The sequence below is a fragment of the Sphingomonas sp. SORGH_AS_0879 genome, assembly GCF_030819175.1.
Taxonomy (GTDB): domain Bacteria; phylum Pseudomonadota; class Alphaproteobacteria; order Sphingomonadales; family Sphingomonadaceae; genus Sphingomonas.
In genome coordinates this window covers 85,089-103,720 of record NZ_JAUTBJ010000002.1, presented here as the reverse complement: position 1 = coordinate 103,720, position 18,632 = coordinate 85,089, and the positions used below count along the sequence as shown (strand labels likewise).

17 protein-coding genes and 1 pseudogene are annotated in these 18,632 nt (G+C 67.4%); 6 read left to right on the top strand and 12 right to left on the bottom strand.

Annotated elements, in window-relative coordinates; genetic code table 11:
• Positions 1-11 precede the first annotated feature (11 nt).
• From QE379_RS01050 to QE379_RS01040, 3 genes are all read right to left on the bottom strand, one after another.
• Complete coding sequence (locus tag QE379_RS01050; protein ID WP_373461701.1) at positions 12-263, bottom strand: ferrous iron transport protein A; 252 nt, start codon at positions 261-263, stop codon at positions 12-14.
• A gap of 204 nt (positions 264-467) precedes the next feature.
• Complete coding sequence (locus QE379_RS01045) at positions 468-1,142, bottom strand: COQ9 family protein (RefSeq protein WP_306997001.1); 675 nt, start codon at positions 1,140-1,142, stop codon at positions 468-470.
• Between the two features lie 5 nt (positions 1,143-1,147).
• On the bottom strand, positions 1,148-2,119 hold the full coding sequence (locus QE379_RS01040) for a DMT family transporter (protein WP_306996999.1): 972 nt from the start codon (positions 2,117-2,119) through the stop codon (positions 1,148-1,150).
• 65 nt (positions 2,120-2,184) lie between these two features.
• On the opposite strand from QE379_RS01040, the gene QE379_RS01035 reads away from it, so the two are divergent.
• On the top strand, positions 2,185-3,279 hold the full coding sequence (locus QE379_RS01035) for an alkene reductase (protein ID WP_306996997.1): 1,095 nt from the start codon (positions 2,185-2,187) through the stop codon (positions 3,277-3,279).
• A gap of 273 nt (positions 3,280-3,552) precedes the next feature.
• Here the strand turns inward: QE379_RS01035 and QE379_RS01030 are convergent, their stop codons facing one another.
• The 9 genes from QE379_RS01030 to QE379_RS00990 all read right to left on the bottom strand — a co-directional run bounded on the left by QE379_RS01030 (position 3,553) and on the right by QE379_RS00990 (position 10,956).
• Positions 3,553-3,975 (bottom strand): hypothetical protein, encoded by a 423-nt coding sequence (locus QE379_RS01030; RefSeq protein ID WP_306996995.1) that lies wholly within the window; start codon positions 3,973-3,975, stop codon positions 3,553-3,555.
• Complete coding sequence (locus tag QE379_RS01025) at positions 3,972-4,520, bottom strand: GNAT family N-acetyltransferase (protein WP_306996993.1); 549 nt, start codon at positions 4,518-4,520, stop codon at positions 3,972-3,974. Before QE379_RS01025 ends, QE379_RS01030 begins: the two co-directional genes overlap by 4 nt.
• Positions 4,517-4,936 carry a 6,7-dimethyl-8-ribityllumazine synthase gene (ribH, locus tag QE379_RS01020; protein WP_042488209.1) on the bottom strand — a complete coding sequence of 140 codons (420 nt, stop codon included), beginning with the start codon at positions 4,934-4,936 and terminating at the stop codon, positions 4,517-4,519. The genes QE379_RS01025 and ribH overlap by 4 nt, the downstream gene beginning before the upstream one ends.
• Positions 4,936-6,087 (bottom strand): 3,4-dihydroxy-2-butanone-4-phosphate synthase, encoded by a 1,152-nt coding sequence (ribB, locus tag QE379_RS01015; RefSeq protein WP_306996990.1) that lies wholly within the window; start codon positions 6,085-6,087, stop codon positions 4,936-4,938. Before ribB ends, ribH begins: the two co-directional genes overlap by 1 nt.
• On the bottom strand, positions 6,077-6,679 hold the full coding sequence (locus QE379_RS01010) for a riboflavin synthase (protein ID WP_306996988.1): 603 nt from the start codon (positions 6,677-6,679) through the stop codon (positions 6,077-6,079). Before QE379_RS01010 ends, ribB begins: the two co-directional genes overlap by 11 nt.
• Position 6,680: 1 nt before the next feature.
• On the bottom strand, positions 6,681-7,622 hold the full coding sequence (gene ribD, locus QE379_RS01005) for a bifunctional diaminohydroxyphosphoribosylaminopyrimidine deaminase/5-amino-6-(5-phosphoribosylamino)uracil reductase RibD (RefSeq protein WP_307003015.1): 942 nt from the start codon (positions 7,620-7,622) through the stop codon (positions 6,681-6,683).
• 14 nt (positions 7,623-7,636) lie between these two features.
• Positions 7,637-7,984, bottom strand: coding sequence for a hypothetical protein (locus QE379_RS01000; protein WP_306996986.1), 348 nt, complete (start codon positions 7,982-7,984; stop codon positions 7,637-7,639).
• Positions 7,985-8,265: 281 nt separating this feature from the next.
• Positions 8,266-9,156 (bottom strand): phasin family protein, encoded by an 891-nt coding sequence (locus tag QE379_RS00995; protein ID WP_306996984.1) that lies wholly within the window; start codon positions 9,154-9,156, stop codon positions 8,266-8,268.
• Positions 9,157-9,240: 84 nt separating this feature from the next.
• Positions 9,241-10,956, bottom strand: a complete 1,716-nt coding sequence (locus QE379_RS00990; protein WP_306996982.1) for an alpha/beta hydrolase — start codon at positions 10,954-10,956, stop codon at positions 9,241-9,243.
• A gap of 119 nt (positions 10,957-11,075) precedes the next feature.
• On the opposite strand from QE379_RS00990, the gene QE379_RS00985 reads away from it, so the two are divergent.
• The 5 genes and pseudogenes from QE379_RS00985 (at position 11,076) to QE379_RS00965 (ending at position 18,607) form a co-directional block, all read left to right on the top strand.
• Positions 11,076-12,287, top strand: coding sequence for an LL-diaminopimelate aminotransferase (locus QE379_RS00985; RefSeq protein ID WP_306996980.1), 1,212 nt, complete (start codon positions 11,076-11,078; stop codon positions 12,285-12,287).
• Between the two features lie 195 nt (positions 12,288-12,482).
• Positions 12,483-13,572 (top strand): annotated as a pseudogene (gene pheS, locus QE379_RS00980) (phenylalanine--tRNA ligase subunit alpha).
• On the top strand, positions 13,569-15,932 hold the full coding sequence (gene pheT, locus QE379_RS00975; RefSeq protein WP_306996978.1) for a phenylalanine--tRNA ligase subunit beta: 2,364 nt from the start codon (positions 13,569-13,571) through the stop codon (positions 15,930-15,932). The pseudogene pheS and the gene pheT overlap by 4 nt, the downstream one beginning before the upstream one ends.
• On the top strand, positions 15,925-16,806 hold the full coding sequence (locus QE379_RS00970; RefSeq protein WP_306996976.1) for an aldose 1-epimerase family protein: 882 nt from the start codon (positions 15,925-15,927) through the stop codon (positions 16,804-16,806). The genes pheT and QE379_RS00970 overlap by 8 nt, the downstream gene beginning before the upstream one ends.
• Positions 16,807-17,080: 274 nt before the next feature.
• The gene (locus QE379_RS00965) at positions 17,081-18,607 is read left to right on the top strand and encodes a peptide chain release factor 3 (RefSeq protein WP_306996974.1); all 1,527 of its coding nucleotides are present in this window, start codon (positions 17,081-17,083) and stop codon (positions 18,605-18,607) included.
• Positions 18,608-18,632 lie beyond the last annotated feature (25 nt).

Below are 18,632 nucleotides of genomic sequence, written 5' to 3'. Positions count from 1 at the left end.
CCGGCTGGGCCTCAAGCGCCCGTGGCGACGCGGATCGAAGCCGCGACCCGGCGGCGCAGCGCCACCGTCATGCGTCCGATCCGGCAGGCGATCGGGCCACCGCCCAATGTCGCGCGGTGCAGCACCTCGACCCCCACGCCTTCGTCGAAGCCCAGTTCGCGCAGGCGACGCGCCTCCGGCACGGCCAGTTGCGCCCAGTCGATCGCGGCCACGGTCGCCGGTTGCCGGCGGGGAAGGGTTTCGAGACTGCTCAACATCGCCATGGGGCGTACATAACCCCGGTGCGAGTGATTATCAATTACCTGTTCGTGAAATGGATGTGAGGTTTGGGGCGTGGGCTTCGACTTCGCTCAGCCTGAACGGAGATTGGTATACATGCCGGGCATCTCGCCCCGTTCAGCCATTCCTCGCCCCCGTTCAGCCTGAGCGAAGTCGAAGGCCAAGGGAATCCGTCACCTCCACTCCCCTCACACCGCCGGATAACGCAACCGCCCGATAAACCGCGACAGACTCGGCCTATTTCCGCCGCGCTTGACCATGCCGGCCTTCCACTTCTCGAACCGCATGATCCCCTCGATCCGCCGCGCGAGGAAGGCGCGGGTGTCGGCGTGATCCTCGCTATCGTCGTTCAGGAAGGTGGCGATCGTCGCGGCATAGACCGCGAACAGCGTCGCCCGCTTGGTATAGTGATTGTAATCGGTCGCGGTATCGCCCGCCTGTGCCCAGATCGTATCGACCGTCCGCCAGCCGAGTCGCGCGCCGGTGGCGGCGTTCTGCGGCATCGCCAGGATGGTCAGCGCGCGGCGGAGCGCCTCGCGATTGGGCGCGACCGCCGCCAGTCGGGCCTCGACCAGCGCGGTGATGCGCTGGCGAATCTTCATCGCGGCGGCTTGTTCGACGGGGACCGCCTGGACCATCGCCGCATCGATTGCCGAAAACCACGCGTCGATCATCGCGACCGGCCCATCCTTGAAGGCGAGTCGCGCGATGTCGCGGTCGACCCCGGCCGCATCCGCCGCCATGTCGCGGGCGGCGTCGCCCCAGCCGTCAAAGGCCGCGTTGGACGCGATCCCCTGCGCCAGCAGCGCGCGTACCTCGTCGAGCGTCAGGTCCTGAACATCGGTCATGGCAGCCTCGGTCATATGCATCACTCGTCGTTCCTATCGCCGGTCTTGGCAACCCTCCTCGTCGATCCGCGCCGCACCAGCACCAGCGCGACCGCCACCATCGCGACGCCCACCAGATCGGGCAGCGCCAGCGTCTCGCCATAGACGATCCAGCCGATCGCCGTCGCCACCATCGGTTGGACCAGCAGGGCCAGCCCGATCACCAGCGGGCTGAGCAGCCCCAGCGCATAGATCATCAACCCTTGGCCGACGATCTGGCTCCCCACCGCCAGCAGGATGAGCGGTCCCCAATGGCCGGGCCATATCCGCTCGCCCAGCATCAGGGCGAAGATGAGCAGTGGCACGATGCTGGCCACGGTCGACCAGGCGAGCGCCGGGACCGGCGGCATCGCGACGCGCACCCGCGACATCAGGATGAAATAGACCGCATAGAGCAGCCCGGCGAGCACGCAGAGGAGATCGCCGACCAGATGGCGCGGATCGACCTGATAGCTGCGGCCCATCAACAACCCCGCGCCGACCGCCGCCAGGATCAGCGCCACCCCTTGCGCCCGTGAGGGCCAGGCGCGCGCGACGAGGAAGCCATAGAGCGGGAAGATGAAGGTCGCCGAATTGCCGAACAGCGTGGCGTTGGCCATCGTCGTCTGCTCGATACCGATATGCCAGGTGCCCAGATCACCCGCAAAGGCGACCCCGCCGATCAGCAGCAGGACCCAGAGCCCCACCTGCCCCTGGCCCGGCATACGGGGGCGAGCGGGGCCGAGCGATGCGACCAACGCCAGCACCGGCGCGGCCAGCGCGATCCGCCAGAAGCCCGAGGCGACCGGCCCGGTATCGGCCATCCGCACCAGCAGCGGCCCGAAGGCGAGCGCGACATTGGCGAGAATGACCGCCGCGAAGGCCAGGGGCGGCGTCGTGATCGGCCCGTTCCGGTCGGAAAGACCATCCCTTTCAGGTCGTTCACTTTTTCTTGGGGCGCGGAACACGGGCATGGGCTCCCTTTACCTCCTATCTGCGTTGCGTCAGGCCAGAAAGGCCGCAGAAGGATTGCATTTTGATGCCAACGCTGTTCGATCCCATCCATCTGGGCGCCATTCACGCCCCCAACCGTATCCTGATGGCCCCGCTGACCCGCGCGCGCGCTACGCGCGAGGCGGTGCCGACGCCGATCATGGCGCAATATTATGCCCAGCGCGCGAGTGCGGGCCTGATCATCTCGGAAGCCACGGGCATCAGCCGTGAAGGGCTGGGCTGGCCCTATGCACCCGGCCTGTGGACCGACGAGCAGGTCGAGGCCTGGAAGCCGGTGACCGCCGCCGTGCACAAGGCGGGCGGCCGGATCGTCGCGCAACTCTGGCATATGGGCCGCCAGGTGCACAGCTCGGTGACGGGGATGCAGCCGGTATCGTCCTCGGCGACGCGGACCGAGGGGCAGGCGCATACCTTCGAGGGCAAGCAGGATTTCGAGACGGCCCGTCCGCTCGAACTGTCCGAAATCCCGCGCCTGCTCGACGATTATGAACTGGCGACGCGCAACGCGATGCGCGCCGGGTTCGACGGGGTGCAGATTCACGCCGCCAACGGCTATCTGATCGACGAATTCCTGCGCGACGGGGCCAATCACCGCGAAGACGAATATGGCGGCTCGCCGGAAAACCGCATCCGCCTGCTCCGTGAGATCACCGAGCGGGTGATCGCGGTCGCGGGCAAGGATCGAGTCGCCGTCCGCCTCTCGCCCAATGGCGACAGCCAGGGTGTGGACGACAGCGATCCGGCTTCGGTCTTCGTGCCCGCCGCGAAGATGCTGTCGGACCTCGGCATCGCCTTTCTCGAACTGCGTGAGATCGGGCCGGACGGCACTTACGGCGCGACCGACGTGCCCAAGCTGTCGCCGCAGATCCGTGAGGTCTTCCAGGGGCCGCTGATTCTGAACAGCGACTTCGACAGCCGGGCCAAGGCGCAAGAAGCGATCGATTCGGGCGTGGCGGACGGGATCGCGTTCGGGCGGACCTTCCTGGCCAATCCCGACCTCCCTGAGCGGCTGCGCACCGATGCGCCGCTGAACCAGAGCGACATGAAGACCTGGTACAGCCAGGGGCCGGAGGGGTATATCGATTACCCGACGCTCGACGAAGCCGCGCGGGCGGCGTGACAAGGCGGGGGGCGGGGGTTTCTCCCACCCCCCAACCACCCCGGCGAAGGCCGGGATCCAGTTGTGATGTGGTGGCGAAGGGGCTGGCCGGGTTGAACAACAGACTTGGCGGCATCTGGACCCCGGCCTCCGCCGGGGTGACGTCCGTTGGGAGCGCATTTCTTTCCCCCTACCTCCGTTCAGCCTGAGCGAAGTCGAAGGCCAAGGGAAACCCTGGCGGCCATCGCGGAACGTGCGCTTCGACTTCGCTCAGCGTGAACGGAGGGCGGGGCGTTATCCGCCGCTATCCAGCCCGTCGATCAACGTCGTCACCTGCCCCCGCACCGTTTCGCGAACCTTGGGGTTGAGCAGCAGCATCGGCGCGCCCCACACGATCGGAATCGCAAAACCCAGCGCCGCCCACACCATCACCAGTGCCAGCGCTGCCGCCCCGGCATAGCGCAGCCTCCGCATCGCGCCCGCGTCCAGCGTCACGGTACGCGGCCCCTTCGCATCGTAGAAGCCATCGGTCGTCCAGGACCCGCCGCCATCGAAGCGGACCTTTTCGGGCAGCTTGAAACGCGACGTCTTGCCGTCCGCCAGACGCGGCGCCTCCGTCCGACGCGCAGGCGCCGCCTTGCCCGCCATGGTATCGATCACCTCCAGCCGCCGACCCCGCTCGACGACGCGAAAGCGGGTGGGCGGCATGTCGGTCATTCCGCAGCGCGTCCCCGCCGCGCGCGCCACTGGTCGGCGCTCTGGCCCCAGGCGTCGACGCGGAAACTCTCCAGCGGCGCGGGCAGGCTCACCGGCCCCTCGTTCACCGCGCCCAGCCGCTGCGCCAGCTTGATCGAGCCGTAATTCTCCGGGTCGATGGTGTGGATCACATGGTCCCAGCCGAGCACATCGACCGCATAGTCCATCGCCGCGCACGCCGCCTCATAGGCATAGCCGCGTCCGGCGAATTCGCGCGCCACGCCCCAGGCCACCTCGCGCCCCGGCCAGCCTTCCGGCTGCCAGGGGCCGATCCGCCCGACCCAGCGGCCGGTGTCGCGCTCGATCACCGAGAACATGGCGAAGCCGCGCACGCTCCACGCACCGACCATGGTGCAGAGATAACGCCACGCCGCCCCGCGCGCCTGTACGCCGCCGAGGAAACGCATCGTGTCCTCCTCGGCATGGAAAGCCGCCCAGGCCTCGAAATCCTCCGCCGAGGGCACCCGGAGGATCAGCCGCTCGGTCTGGAGGACGGGGGATGTCACCCGAACCGGCCCTTGAGCGCCAACATGGCGAGCGCCGCCTTGGCCGCTTCGCCGCCCTTGTTCTTCTCGTCGGGCTTGGCACGGGTCAGCGCCTGCGCCTCGTTCTCGGTGGTGATGATGCCGTTGCCGATGGGCAGCCCGTCCATGGTCAGCGCCATCAGCCCGCGCGCGCTCTCGTTCGAGACGATCTCGAAATGATAGGTTTCGCCCCGGATCACCACGCCGATCGCGACGAACGCGTCATAGCGGCCGGTGTCCGCCGCCATCGCGACCGCGCCCGGGATCTCGAGTGCGCCGGGGACGGTGATCGTCTCATGGCTGTGGCCCGCCTCCTCAATCGCGGCGCGCGCGCCCGCGAGCAGCAGGTCGTTCAGATGCTCGTAGAAGCGCGCCTCGACGATCAACACATGCGCCATCAGGCGTCTCCCTCAAAATTTTCAATGCGACGTTCGCCGACGATCGACAGGCCATAGCCGTCGAGCCCGATCAGCGTGTGATGCGTGTTGGTCAGCAGCACCATGTCCTGCACGCCCAGCTCGGCCAGGATCATCGCGCCGACGCCGTAATCGCGCAGTTCCTCCATATCGATCTGCACCTCCTCGCCGGCCTTCAGGCGGACGGCGGTGGTGAAGGCGTCGGAGCGCGGGCGGTTGATCACGACGATGACGCCCGAGCCTTCCTCGGCGATCATCCGCATCGACTTGGCGAGCAAGGCCCCGCGCGATCCCGCCTCGCCGAACACATCGGCAAAGGGCGACAGCGCGTGCATCCGCACCAGTACCGGCTGGTCGGTGTCGAGCCTGCCCTTGACCAACGCCACCTGCTCGGTGCCGGTCGCCTTGTTGCGATAGGCGCGCGCGGTCCAGGTGCCGCCCCATTCGCTCTCGAAGGTCGCCTCGGACTGCAACTCGACCAGATGGTCGTAGCGACGGCGATAGGCGATCAGGTCGCGGATCGTGCCGATCTTGAGGTTATGGAGTTGCGCGAAGGAGACGAGGTCGTCCATCCGCGCCATCGTGCCGTCCTCGTTCATGATCTCGCAGATCACGCCCGAGGGGTTCAGACCCGCCAGCCGCGCGACATCGACCGCCGCCTCGGTATGGCCCGCCCGCACCAGCACGCCGCCGTCGCGCGCGACCAGCGGGAAGACATGGCCCGGCGTCACGATCGAGTCGGCCCCATGGCCTGCGTCGATCGCCACCGCGATGGTCCGCGCGCGGTCGGCGGCGGAGATGCCGGTGGTGACGCCCTCGCGCGCCTCGATCGAGATGGTGAAGGCGGTTTCGTGCCGCGTCCCGTTCTTGGGACTCATCAGCGGCAGGCCGAGCGTGTCGACCCGCTCGCGTGTCATGGCCAGGCAGATCAGCCCGCGCCCGTGCCGCGCCATGAAGTTGACCTTTTCGGGCGTCGCCATCTGCGCCGGGATGACCAGATCGCCTTCATTCTCGCGATCCTCGTCATCGACCAGGATGAACATGCGGCCGTTGCGCGCCTCGTCGATGATCTCTTCGGGGCTGGAGAGGAATCCCCGCCGCAGACCGGAAAGCGCGTTCGGATCAGCGGCCACGATAATGCTCCATGCGTTGCAGATAGCGGGCGAGCACGTCGATCTCGATATTGACGCGCTGGCCCGCCGCAATGCCGCCCAGGGTGGTGACGGCGGCGGTGTGGGGAATGATGTTCAGGCCGATGACGGTGCCGTCCTCGCGGTCCTCGACGCTGTTGACGGTCAGCGAGACGCCGTCGACCGTCACCGAACCCTTGGTCGCCATGAAGGGGGCGAGGTCGGCGGGTACGGTTACGAACACCCGGTGCGACCCGCCTTCCTCCGCGACCGAGACGACGGTGCCGACGCCATCGACATGGCCGGTGACGATATGCCCGCCCAGCTCGTCGCCCAGCTTCATCGCGCGTTCGAGGTTCAGGCGCTGGCCGCTCGTCCATTGGTCGGCGGTGCGCCCGATCGTCTCGGCGGAGACATCGACCGCGAACCAGTCGGGGCCCTTTTCGACCACGGTCAGGCAGACGCCCGAACAGGCGATCGATGCGCCCAGGTCGATGCTGGCCGTATCATAGGCGGTGGCGATGACGACTCGCGTGTCGCCGCGGTTTTCCACGGCGGAGACGGAGCCGATGTCGGTGACGATCCCGGTAAACATATCAGTCGCGCTCGTAGACCTCCAACCGGTCGCTGCCAAGCATCCGCGAGTCGGTGAGCGTCCAGCGACCATGCGCATCGGCCAGCATCTCCAGCCCGATATCGCCCAGCGCCGCGCGGCCTTCCCCGATCAGGATCGGCGCGCGGTAGAGGAGCAGCCGGTCGACCAGATCACCGGCGAGGAAGGCGGAGGCGGTCTTCGCCCCCCCCTCGACCATCAGCCGGTCGACGCCCGCCAGATCGGCGATGGCGTGGGGAGAGGGGATGGTGTCCCAACCCGCCTCCGGCGTGCGGGACAGCAGGATGCGGCGGGGGCTTCGGCCCTCCAGGCCCGGCAGGCGGACGTCGAGCCTGGGGGCGTCCGCCTCCAATGTGCCGCGCCCGACCAGGATCGCCTCATGGCGGCTGCGCTCCAGATGGGTATGTGCGCGCGCCTCCGGGCCGGTGATCCAGCGGCTTGTCCCATCGGGCCGGGCGATCTTGCCGTCCAGCGAGGTGGCGAGCTTCAGCGTGACGAAGGGGCGGCCCTTCGCCCGGCGGGTCAGGAAACCCGCGATCATCGCCCGCGCCTCCGCCTCGCGCACCCCGGCCGTGACCGCGATCCCGGCGGCGCGCGCGCGGGCGAAGCCGATCCCATCGGTGCGTGGGTCGGGATCGCCCATCGCGGCGACGATGCCCGCGACTCCAGCGGCGATCAGCAGGTCGGTGCAGGCGGGACCGCGCAGCGAGACATGCGCGCAAGGCTCCAGCGTGACATAGGCGGTGGAACCCCGCGCCGCCTCGCCCGCCTCGGCCAGCGCCATCGCCTCGGCATGGGGGCGGCCGCCTGCCTGCGTCCAGCCGCGTCCCACGACCCGGCTGTCCCGGACCAGCACGCATCCGACATTGGGATTGGGCGCGGTCCGCCCGACGCCGCGATCCGCCAGCGCCAGCGCCACGCCCATCCAGCGATGATCGGTCAGAAGCCCCACCGGCTCAGCGTGTCATCGACCTTCTTGAACTCGGCCTGACGTTGTTCCCTGGCGGCCTTCTCCTCGGCCAGCCGTTCCTTCTTCTTCACATAGTCGATCTTCTGCTGCGCCTTGATCTCCGCATCGGTGCGGTCGGCGCGCCATTGTTCGACATAGACGATGTCGGGCTTGTACGGCACCGGCACATAGTCGTTGCGCGCGAAGGCGTAGATGAAGAAGCCCGTGATCCCCATCGCGATCATCAGGAAGACGAGTTCATAGGGCTGGCGCTGCGCCAGGAAGAAACGCAGGTCGCGGATGGCGCGGACGGGGGAGAAGCGGCCGAAGAACGACATGGGGGGAAGATAGGGCTTGCGGGCGTGGGATGCCAGTGGGGACGTCGGTCTCGGTGAGACACCATGCCCTCCCCCATCCCCTCCCGCTTGCGGGAGGGGCGTGCCAAGGGTCGAACTCGCGGATGGATCGAACCGTCCGATCTTGCCGCTCCCCTCCCGCAGGCGGGAGGGGATGGGGGAGGGCAAGCCGCAAGCGATGCCTCCGTCGAACCCGCTCAACAAAAAAGGGCGGCCACCGCAGTGACCGCCCCGTTTTTCCCGCGAAGGAAAGCGTCAGCGCATTACGCGACGGTCTTCATCTTCTCGGCCGCGACCGCGAAGCGGTTGCTCAGCGGCTGGGCGATTTCGCCGGCCAGCTTCATCATCGTCTCGGTCGAGCGCGAGGTCTCGGTGACCATCGAGTCGAAGGCCGAACGGGCGAAGTCCGACTGGAGCTTCATGAACTCGGTCGGCGACTTGACCGCCGACAGGGTTTGCAGCGTCTGGGTCGCGGTTTCGAACGAGCGCTTGGCATAGTCCGCTGCACCCTGGCCCAGCGACTCGGCGCCCTTGGCGGCGATCTTCGACGATTCGACGACCGCTTCCAGATTGTCCTTGCTGAAGGCGACCATGTCTTCGAACAGCTTGCTGCTCTTTTCCATCGCGGCCTGGGTGCGCGCCTGGGCGTCGCCGAAAAAGGCCTGGGTCTTGGCGGTCGCGTTTTCGATGGTGCTCGTGGCGTCCATGATGATGTCCTTGGGCTTTGAGTCCGCCGAAACCGCGGCGGTCGGGGAAGAAATCTCGGGCGCGGGCGCTTCGGGCCTGGGGGCCGGAGCGGGCTTGGCCGCTTCGACGGCCTTGGGCTGGGCTTTCACCCTGGGCTTGGGCGCAGGCGGTGCGGCGACCGGCTTGGCCGGGGCGCTGACGGCCTGGGGCTTTTCGACCTTGGGTGCGGCGTCCACCCCCTTGGCCGCCACCGGCACGATGGGCTTTTCGGCGACCGGTGCCGTCTTGGCCTCGGGCTGCTTCGGCGGCAGGGGCGGGCTGACCGACGGAGCCGGGGCGGTCGCGGCGACCGCCGGCTTCGCGGCGGGGATGGGGTCGGAGGGGAGTCCCGGCAACGTCTTGGCCGCTACCGGCTTGGTCGCCCGTCGCGGCTTGGCCGCAGGAACGGTCTGCTTCTTCGAATCCAAGAGCGCTCTCCCGATTTGTTGCGGTGCACAATAGCGATTCGCATGATGAAAATCAAGTCTATTGTGCGGTGCAGCAAATCCCGTCTAGCGCAGCTTGACGTATCGTCCGGGCGCTTCGTCGAGCGCGGGGAGCGGACCTTCGCCCGGTATCCGCGCACCGGTCGCCGACACGGTCGCGGAGTCGCGGGTTCGCAACCAGTCCGCCCAGTCGGGCCACCAGCTTCCCTTCGTCTCCTTCGCCCCCGCGACGAAGTCGGCCAGCGTCGCGGCGGGCATGTCGTTGGTCCAATATTGATATTTCCCCGCCGCCGGAGGGTTCACCACACCAGCGATATGCCCCGATCCCGCCAGCACGAAGCGAAGGGGGCCGGTAAAGGCCTCGGTGATCTTCCACACGCTTTCGGCTGGGGCGATATGATCCTCGCGCCCCGCCTGGACATAGGCGGGGGTCGCCACTTTGGTCAGGTCGAGCGGTACGCCCGCCACCGCCATCGCGCCGGGGGTCATCAGCCGATTGTCGCGGTACAGGTCGGTCAGATAGCTGAGATGCCATTTGGCGGGCAGGTTGGTGACGTCGCCATTCCAGTGGAGCAGGTCGAACGGCACATAATCGCGCCCCAGCAGATAGTTGTTGGTGACGTAGTTCCAGATCAGGTCGCGCCCGCGCAACAGGTTGAAGGTCATCGCCAGATAGCGCCCGTCGAGATAACCCTCAGGGGACAGCGTACCGATCAGCTTCAACTGCTCGTCATCGACGAAGTGGAGCAGCTCGCCCGCCTTGGAGAAATCGACCTGGGCGGTGAAGAAGGTGGCGCTGGCGACCTTCGCCGCCTCTCCTTTGGCGGAGAGATAGGCCAGGGTCGCGGCCAGCGTCGTGCCCGCCACGCAGTAACCGACGGTGTGAACCGACTCGACGTCCAGCAACGCGCGCACCGTGTCGACCGCATCGACCTGCGCGGTGACGTAATCGTCCCAGATCACGTCCTTCATGCTGGCGTCGGCGGACTTCCACGACACCATGAAGACGCTGAACCCCTGATCGACCAGCCATTTGATCAGGCTCTTCTCAGGGGAAAGGTCGAGGATGTAGAAGCGGTTGATCCAGGGCGGGAAGATCAGGATCGGCACCGCCGCCACCTGTTTGGTGGTCGGGGTATAGTGGATCAGTTCGTACAGGTCGGTCCGCTTGACGACTTTGCCAGGCGTCGCGGCGAGATTGCGCCCGACCTCGAACGCGCGCGAATCGCTGTGCGTCAGTTGCCCGCGCCCCAGATCGGCGAGCATGTTCTGCAAACCCTTCAACAGATTCTCGCCGCGCGTCTCGACGATCGTGTCGAGCACCTCCGGGTTGGTCGCGGGGAAGTTGGTCGGGCTCATCGCATCGACAAAGGCCTGCGCGGCGAAGCGGATCTGCTCCTTCTGTCGCGGCTCCACCCCCTCCAGCGCATCGACGCCGCGCAGCATATGGTCGGAGATCACCTGATAGCTTTGCCGGATCCAGTCGAAGAGCGGCGACTGCCACTGCTCGGCCTTGAACCGGCGATCGGGCTTGGGGGCCACGCTCGGCTCGGCGGCGGGGTCGACGAAGCGCTGCCACAGCGCCATCGAATCGGACCAGAAATCGCGGACCCGCGTCATCGTGGCGGGGTCGTTGAAGCCCTGCACCACCGGCACGCCTTCCGGCGGGGGCGACAGCGCGGCCTCCATCATCATCTGCTGCGCCCGGCCCATCACCCAGGTCCAGTGTTGCAACTCTTCCAGCGTGGGAAGGGTGGGGGCTGTCGCGGGGGCGGCCGTCATCGCATCCTCTCGTTCGTTTGGAGCCATCCTAGCGTCAGGATATTGCGCCGTCATGTCGGGTCGCGTTGTTGAACGAAAGGCGCTAAGCATCGGGTCCCAATTGTTTCAACGAGGGACCCATGTCCGAAGAGTTCTACCGCATTAAGCGCCTGCCGCCCTATGTCATCGCCGAAGTCAATGCGATGCGGGCAGCGGCGCGCGCGGGCGGCGAGGACATCATCGACTTGGGCATGGGCAATCCCGACCTGCCGCCGCCGGACCATGTCCTCGACAAGCTGGTCGAGGTGGCGAAGAAGCCCGACGCCCATGGCTATTCCCAGTCCAAGGGGATTCCGGGCCTGCGCCGCGCCCAGGCCAATTATTATGGCCGTCGCTTCGGCGTCGATCTGGACCCCGAGACCGAGGTGGTCGTGACCATGGGCTCGAAGGAAGGTCTGGCGTCGCTGGCCACCGCGATCACCGCGCCGGGCGACGTGATCCTGGCGCCGAATCCGTCCTATCCGATCCACACCTTCGGCTTCATCATCGCGGGGGCGACGATCCGCGCGGTGCCGACCACGCCCGACGAAGCCTATTTCGAGAGCCTGGAGCGGGCGATGCACTTCACCGTGCCGCGCCCCTCGGTGCTGGTGGTCAATTATCCGTCCAACCCGACCGCCGAGACGGTGGACCTGGCCTTTTACGAACGCCTCGTGGCGTTCGCGAAGGAGCATGAGCTGTGGATTCTCAGCGACCTCGCCTATTCCGAGCTTTATTATGACGGCAACCCGACCCCCTCGATCCTTCAGGTCAAGGGCGGCAAGGACGTGGCGGTCGAGTTCACCTCGCTGTCCAAGACCTATTCGATGGCGGGCTGGCGGATCGGCTTCGCGGTGGGCAACAAGAAGCTGATCGCGGCGATGACGCGGGTGAAGTCCTATCTGGATTACGGCGCCTTCACCCCGATCCAGGCGGCGGCCTGCGCCGCGCTGAACGGGCCGCAGGACATTGTCGAGAAGAACCGCCAGCTATACCACAAGCGCCGCGACGTGCTGGTCGAGAGCTTCGGCCGGGCGGGGTGGGATATTCCCAGCCCCAAGGCGTCGATGTTCGCCTGGGCGCCGCTGCCCCCGGCGCTGGCGCATCTCGGCAGCCTGGAATTTTCCAAGCAGTTGCTGACCGAGGCCAAGGTCGCGGTCGCGCCGGGCGTCGGTTATGGCGAGAATGGCGAGGGCTTCGTCCGCATAGCACTGGTCGAGAACGAACAGCGGCTCCGCCAGGCGGCGCGCAACATCAAGCGTTACCTCCAGTCGATGGGCGTCAACACGCCGGGCTCGGCCAAGGCGGTGTAAGGCGCGGCACGGCGGCGGGGCGGGGCTCCGCCGCCGCCAGCCCGGTCATGCCGCATGGGCGACCGTCAGAAGGATTGATCCGGGCCGCCCCTAGCCGCTACGGCGGGTGCAATCCCGCAAACCGGCCGAGGCCATCCCCCATCGGGGCGGCCGCAGCGGCCGACGGAGTAAAGAGTGAGCAACGAACTCGATCAAATGCGTGAGCCCATGCTCGCCGCCATTGCCGCCGCGCCCGCGCTGGACGCGCTGGAGGCGATCCGCGTCGATGCGCTGGGCAAACAGGGGCGGATCACGCAACTGCTCAAGACCCTGGGCAAGATGGCCCCCGACGAGCGCCAGGTCGAAGGGCCGCGCATCCACGCGCTGCGTGAAGCCGTGACCGAGGCGCTGGCGACCCGCAAGGCCGCACTGGAACAGGCGGCGCTCGACGCGGCGGCTGTCGTCCGAGCGGCTGGACATGACCCTGCCGGTCGAAACCGCCAGCTTCGGCACCGTCCATCCGGTTGCCCAAGTCATGGACGAACTGGCCGAGATCTTCGCCGATCTGGGCTTTGCGGTCGCGACCGGCCCTGAGGTCGAGACCGACTGGCACAATTTCACCGCGCTCAACATCCCGGAGACGCATCCGGCGCGCGCGATGCACGACACCTTCTATCTGGCGGGCGTCGACGCCGGGGGCGACGAGCGCACGGTCCGCCGCGTGCTGCGCACCCACACCTCGCCGGTGCAGATCCGCACCATGCTCGACCAGAAGCCGCCGATCCGCATCATCGCGCCGGGCCGCACCTATCGCTCAGACTCGGACGCGACCCACACGCCGATGTTCCATCAGGTCGAGGGGCTGGTGATCGACAAGGGCATCACGCTCGGCCATCTGAAATGGACGCTGGAGACGTTCCTCAAGGCGTTCTTCGAGCGCGACGATATCGTGCTGCGCCTGCGCCCCAGCTATTTCCCCTTCACCGAACCGTCGGCGGAGGTCGATGTCGGCTACACCATCGAGAAGGGCAAGCGCGTCATCGGTGGGTCCCCAGAGGGCAAGAACGGCGGCTGGATGGAGGTTCTCGGCTCCGGCATGGTCCACCCCAAGGTCATCGAGGCGTGCGGGCTCGATCCGAACGAGTGGCAGGGCTTCGCCTTCGGCTGCGGCATCGATCGCCTCGCCATGCTGAAATACGGGATGGACGATCTGCGGGCGTTCTTCGACGGCGATATCCGCTGGTTGAAGCATTACGGGTTCGCGAGCCTCGACGTACCCACTCTGTCGGGAGGAGTCGGCGCATGAAGTTCACCCTGGGCTGGCTGAAGAGCCATCTGGACACCGACGCCCCGCTCGACGCCATTGTCGAGGGGCTGACCCGTATCGGCCTGGAGGTCGAGGGCGTCCATAATCCGGGCGAGGCGCTGGCCCCGTTCCGCGTCGCGCGCATCCTGTCGGCGGATCGGCATCCGCAGGCGGACAAGCTTCAGGTGCTGTCGGTCGATGCGGGCGACGGCCCGATGCAGGTCGTGTGCGGCGCGCCCAATGCCCGCGCTGGCCTGGTCGGCGTGTTCGGCGCGCCGGGGGCCTATGTCCCCGGCCTCGACGTGACGTTGAAGGTCGCCGCCATTCGTGGTGTCGAGTCGAACGGCATGATGTGCTCGGCGCGCGAGTTGCAGATCGGCGAGGGCCATGACGGCATCATCGAACTGCCCGAGGATGCGGTCGTCGGCACCTCCTTTCCGGACTATGCGGGGCTGAACGATCCGGTCATCGACGTGTCGATCACGCCCAACCGGCAGGACTGCATGGGCGTCCACGGCATCGCGCGCGACCTGGCCGCCGCCGGGCTGGGGACGCTGATCGCGCCGACCGTGCCGTCGGTTCCGGGCGAGGGCCCCGGCCCCGATGTCCGCATCGAGGACGCGGAGGGCTGCCCGGCCTTCTACGCGCAAGCCGTGTCGGGGCTGACCAATGGCGAGGCACCGGAATGGATGCGCCAGCGCCTGACCGCCATCGGGCAGAAGCCGATCTCGGCGTTGGTCGACATCACCAATTACATGACGGTCGATCTCGGCCGCCCCTTGCACGTCTATGACAAGGCCAGGCTGTCGGGCGGTCTGGTCGCCCGCAAGGCGCGCGAGGGCGAGACGGTCGAGGCGCTCAACGGCAAGACCTATACCCTGTCGGAGGGCATGACCGTCATCGCCGACGATGCGGGCGTGCACGATATCGGCGGCATCATGGGCGGTGCACATTCGGGCGTGTCGGAGACGACCACCGACGTCATTATCGAATGCGCCTATTTCGCGCCCGAGGCGATCGCGCGGACGGGCCAGAAGCTGGCCCTGACCTCCGACGCGCGCCAGCGGTTCGAGCGTGGGGTGGACCCGGCGTTCCTCGACGACGGCCTCGCCATCGCGACCTATCTGGTCCTCGAATATTGCGGCGGTACGGCCAGCACCGTGACCCGCGCGGGTCAGTCGCCGGTCGTCGGCAAGACCATCGCCTATGACCCGAACCTTGCCCAGACGCTGGGCGGCCTCGCCATTGCGCCCGAGCGGCAGAAGGCGATTCTCGAGTCGCTGGGCTTCACCGTCACCGCCGATTGGCAGGTCACCGCGCCTAGCTGGCGGCGCGACGTGGACGGCCCCGCCGATCTGGTCGAGGAAGTCATCCGCATCGAGGGGATCGACCATGTTCCCCCGGTCGCGCTCCCCCGCACCCCCGGCGTCGCGCGTCCCACCGCCACGCCGCAGCAGAAGCTGGAGCGCCGCGCCCGTCGCGCCGCCGCCGCGCGCGGTCTGGACGAAGCGGTCACGTGGAGTTTCATCAGCGAGGCGCAGGCCGCGCCCTTTGGCGGTGGGGCCTTCACGCTCGCCAACCCGATCAGCGAAGACCTGAAGGTCATGCGGCCCTCGCTCCTCCCCGGCCTGCTCGCCGCGACCGAGCGCAACATCAAGCGCGGCGCGACCGCCGTGCGCCTGTTCGAGATCGGCCGCCGCTATCTGGCGGAGGCCGAGCGGCCGACGCTGGGCGTGGTGCTGGCGGGCGACAAGGCCCCGCGCAACTGGCGTTCGGGCAAGGCGCAAGGGTTCGACGCCTATGACGCCAAGGCGGAGGCGATCGCGCTGCTCGCGCAAGGAGGCGCGCCGGTCGACAACCTCCAGGTGATGGGCGAGGCGGGCGACGCCTGGCATCCCGGCCAGTCGGGTACGCTGCGGCTGGGGCCGAAGACGGTGCTGGCGGCGTTCGGCATGGTCCACCCCTCGGTCCTGAAGGCGTTCGACCTCGACGGCGCGGTGGCGGCGGTCGAGCTTTATCTCGACGCGATCCCGCCGAAGCGCGCGACGGGCTTCATGCGCCCTGCCTATACGCCCCCCGCCTTGCAGTCGGTGAAGCGCGACTTCGCCTTTCTGGTGCCCGAGGCCCTCGCCGCCGACATGCTGATCCGCGCGGTCCGGGGTGCCGACAAGGCCGCGATCACCGCCGCGCGCGTCTTCGACGTGTTCGCCGGTCAGGGCGTGCCCGAGGGCCACAAGTCGGTTGCGGTCGAAGTGCTTCTGCAACCGTCGCAGAAAAGCTTCACCGACGAGGAACTGAAAGCCGTCGCGGACAAGATCGTCGCGGCGGCCGCCAAGCAGGGGGCGCAACTCCGTGGCTAATGAGGAAAACTGGGTCCGCATCGGCAACGACCATCTGTCGGCGGCGATCAATCCGTTCGGAGCGGAATTGTCTTCGTTGAAGGACGCCGAGGGCCGCGAGTTGATGACGAACGCGGACCCGGCCTTCTGGACCGGCCGCGCGCCCTTGCTCTTCCCGGTGATCGGCGTGACTCGCGACGGCATCCGCCTGAACGGCCAGCATTATCCGATGGCCAAGCACGGTTTCGCCCGCCACTCGATGTTCGAACTGGTGACGCACGAGGCGACCCGCGCGGTCTTCTCGCTGGGCGATAGCGAGGAAACCCGCACCTCCTATCCCTTCGCCTTTCGGCTGGAGGCGGAGTTCCGGCTGGAAGAGGCGACGTTGATCATGGAAATCCGCCTCCTCAACCGGGGCGAGGTGCCGATGCCCGCCAGCTTCGGCTTCCACCCCGCCTTCGCCTGGCCGTTGCCATACGGCAAGGCGCGGGCCGAGCACCGTATCGTCTTCGAGAAGGACGAGCCATCCCGGCTCCGCAAGATCGCGCCCGACGGCCTGATCGCGGAGGAGCGCCGTGACAGCCCGCTCGACGGCCGCGTGCTGCATCTGGCGGATGACCTGTTCACCGAGGACGCGCTGGTCTGGGATCCGGTCGAAAGCCGCAGCGTCACCTATGGCGCGGACGGTGCACCGCAGTTGCGGATCGCCTTCCCAGACACGCCCAAGCTCGGCATCTGGACCAAGCCCGGCGCGGCCTATGTCTGTGTCGAGCCCTGGCACGGCATCGCCGATCCGGAAGGGTATGATGGCGAGTTTGCCGACAAGCCCGGCGTGTTCGTGGTGCCGGTCGGTGGCGAGAAGGTCATGCGGATGACGGTGGCGCTGGCGGGGTAAGGGCGTCCGCCTGATATCCTACACCACCCCATATCCTACACCACCCCGGCGAAGGCCGGGGTCCAGTGGCTGTGACGTCGATAGCGAATGTCGACGTCCGATCTCAACGACCTTGGCAACTGGACCCGGGCCTTCGCCGGGGTGGCGCGGATGGAGGAAGGCTGGCACTGACGGCTACCGCAATCCAGGGCCTGTCTTGTGCCGCAATTTGCTGTAACAGGCGCAGCATCTCGGGCGCCCGGACGCCCCATTTCCCTATTCGACAGAGCCGCCCATGACTTCCCCCCGCCGTACCTTCGCGATCATCTCGCACCCTGACGCCGGCAAGACGACGCTGACCGAAAAGCTGCTCTATTTCGGCGGCGCGATCCACTTGGCGGGCGAGGTCAAGGCGCGGGGCCAGAACCGGCGCGCGCGGTCGGACTGGATGAAGATCGAGCAGCAGCGCGGCATCTCGGTTACGTCCTCAGTCATGACGTTCGAGAAGGACGGCGTGACCTTCAACCTGCTCGACACGCCGGGCCACGAGGATTTCTCGGAGGATACCTATCGCACGCTGACCGCCGTCGACTCGGCCGTGATGGTGATCGACGCGGCGCGCGGGATCGAGGCGCAGACGCGCAAATTGTTCGAGGTGTGCCGCCTGCGCTCCGTGCCGATCATCACCTTCGTCAACAAGGTCGATCGCGAAGGCCGTCCGGCGTTCGAACTGCTCGACGAGATCGCCGACATATTGGCGCTCGACGTCGCGCCGATGAGTTGGCCGGTCGGTATGGGTGGGTTGTTCGAGGGCGTGCTCGACCTGACCACCGGCAAGGTGAGCCGTCCCGAAGGGGACAGCCGCGCCTTTCTGGGCAAGGTGGACGATGCGCCGCCCCTTCCACCCGAGGTCGCCGAAGAGGTGGAACTGGCGCAGGCGGGTTACGCCCAGTTCGACGGCGAAGCCTATCGCAATGGCGACCTGACGCCGGTCTATTTCGGCTCCGCGCTGAAGGACTTCGGCGTCGCCGAACTGATCGACGCGCTCAGCCGCCACGCGCCGAGCCCACGCCCACAGCCCGCCGAACCCGCGCCGGTGTCGCCGGAGAACAAGGAAGTCACCGGCTTCGTCTTCAAGGTGCAGGCGAATATGGACCCGCAGCATCGCGACCGGATCGCGTTCATGCGGCTCTGCTCGGGCACCTTCAAGCGCGGCATGAAGTTGACGCCGACGGGCCATGGCAAGCCGATCGCGGTGCATTCGCCGATCCTGTTCTTCGCGCAGAATCGCGAAGTCGCGGACGAGGCGTTTCCGGGCGATATCATCGGCATCCCCAATCACGGCACGCTCCGCGTCGGCGATACCCTGTCGGAGCGGGCGGATGTGCGCTTCACCGGCCTGCCCAATTTTGCGCCCGAAATCCTTCGCCGCGTGGCACTCAAGGACCCGACCAAGACCAAGCAGCTACGCAAGGCGCTGGACGACATGGCCGAGGAGGGGGTGACCCAGGTCTTCTATCCCGAGATCGGGTCTAACTGGATCATCGGCGTGGTCGGGCAGTTGCAGCTCGATGTGCTGCTGTCGCGGCTGGACGCCGAGTATAAGGTCGCCGCCGGGCTGGAGCCCGCGCCGTTCGACACCGCGCGCTGGATCGCGGCGGACGATCCCGCCGACCTCAAGGCGTTCATCGACCTGAACCGTGCCGCCATGGCCAAGGACCGCGACGACAACCCCGTCTTCCTCGCCAAGAGCGCCTGGGAGGTCGGCTATGTCGCGGATCGTTACCCGAAGGTCCGCTTCCTCGCCACGCGCGAGCGCTAAGGAACCGGAAGGCCGTTTCGGGGCT

What these genes read in the sequence shown, in the direction of transcription:
- QE379_RS01050 (WP_373461701.1), bottom strand. Translation starts at nt 263, where the DNA reads ATGGCGATGTTGAGCAGTCTCGAAACCCTTCCCCGCCGGCAACCGGCG.
- QE379_RS01045 (WP_306997001.1), bottom strand. Translation starts at nt 1,142, where the DNA reads ATGACCGAGGCTGCCATGACCGATGTTCAGGACCTGACGCTCGACGAG.
- QE379_RS01040 (WP_306996999.1), bottom strand. Translation starts at nt 2,119, where the DNA reads ATGCCCGTGTTCCGCGCCCCAAGAAAAAGTGAACGACCTGAAAGGGAT.
- QE379_RS01035 (WP_306996997.1), top strand. Translation starts at nt 2,185, where the DNA reads ATGCCAACGCTGTTCGATCCCATCCATCTGGGCGCCATTCACGCCCCC.
- QE379_RS01030 (WP_306996995.1), bottom strand. Translation starts at nt 3,975, where the DNA reads ATGACCGACATGCCGCCCACCCGCTTTCGCGTCGTCGAGCGGGGTCGG.
- ribH (WP_042488209.1), bottom strand. Translation starts at nt 4,936, where the DNA reads ATGGCGCATGTGTTGATCGTCGAGGCGCGCTTCTACGAGCATCTGAAC.
- QE379_RS01010 (WP_306996988.1), bottom strand. Translation starts at nt 6,679, where the DNA reads ATGTTTACCGGGATCGTCACCGACATCGGCTCCGTCTCCGCCGTGGAA.
- ribD (WP_307003015.1), bottom strand. Translation starts at nt 7,622, where the DNA reads ATGGGCGTGGCGCTGGCGCTGGCGGATCGCGGCGTCGGGCGGACCGCG.
- QE379_RS01000 (WP_306996986.1), bottom strand. Translation starts at nt 7,984, where the DNA reads ATGTCGTTCTTCGGCCGCTTCTCCCCCGTCCGCGCCATCCGCGACCTG.
- QE379_RS00990 (WP_306996982.1), bottom strand. Translation starts at nt 10,956, where the DNA reads ATGACGGCCGCCCCCGCGACAGCCCCCACCCTTCCCACGCTGGAAGAG.
- QE379_RS00985 (WP_306996980.1), top strand. Translation starts at nt 11,076, where the DNA reads ATGTCCGAAGAGTTCTACCGCATTAAGCGCCTGCCGCCCTATGTCATC.
- pheT (WP_306996978.1), top strand. Translation starts at nt 13,569, where the DNA reads ATGAAGTTCACCCTGGGCTGGCTGAAGAGCCATCTGGACACCGACGCC.
- QE379_RS00965 (WP_306996974.1), top strand. Translation starts at nt 17,081, where the DNA reads ATGACTTCCCCCCGCCGTACCTTCGCGATCATCTCGCACCCTGACGCC.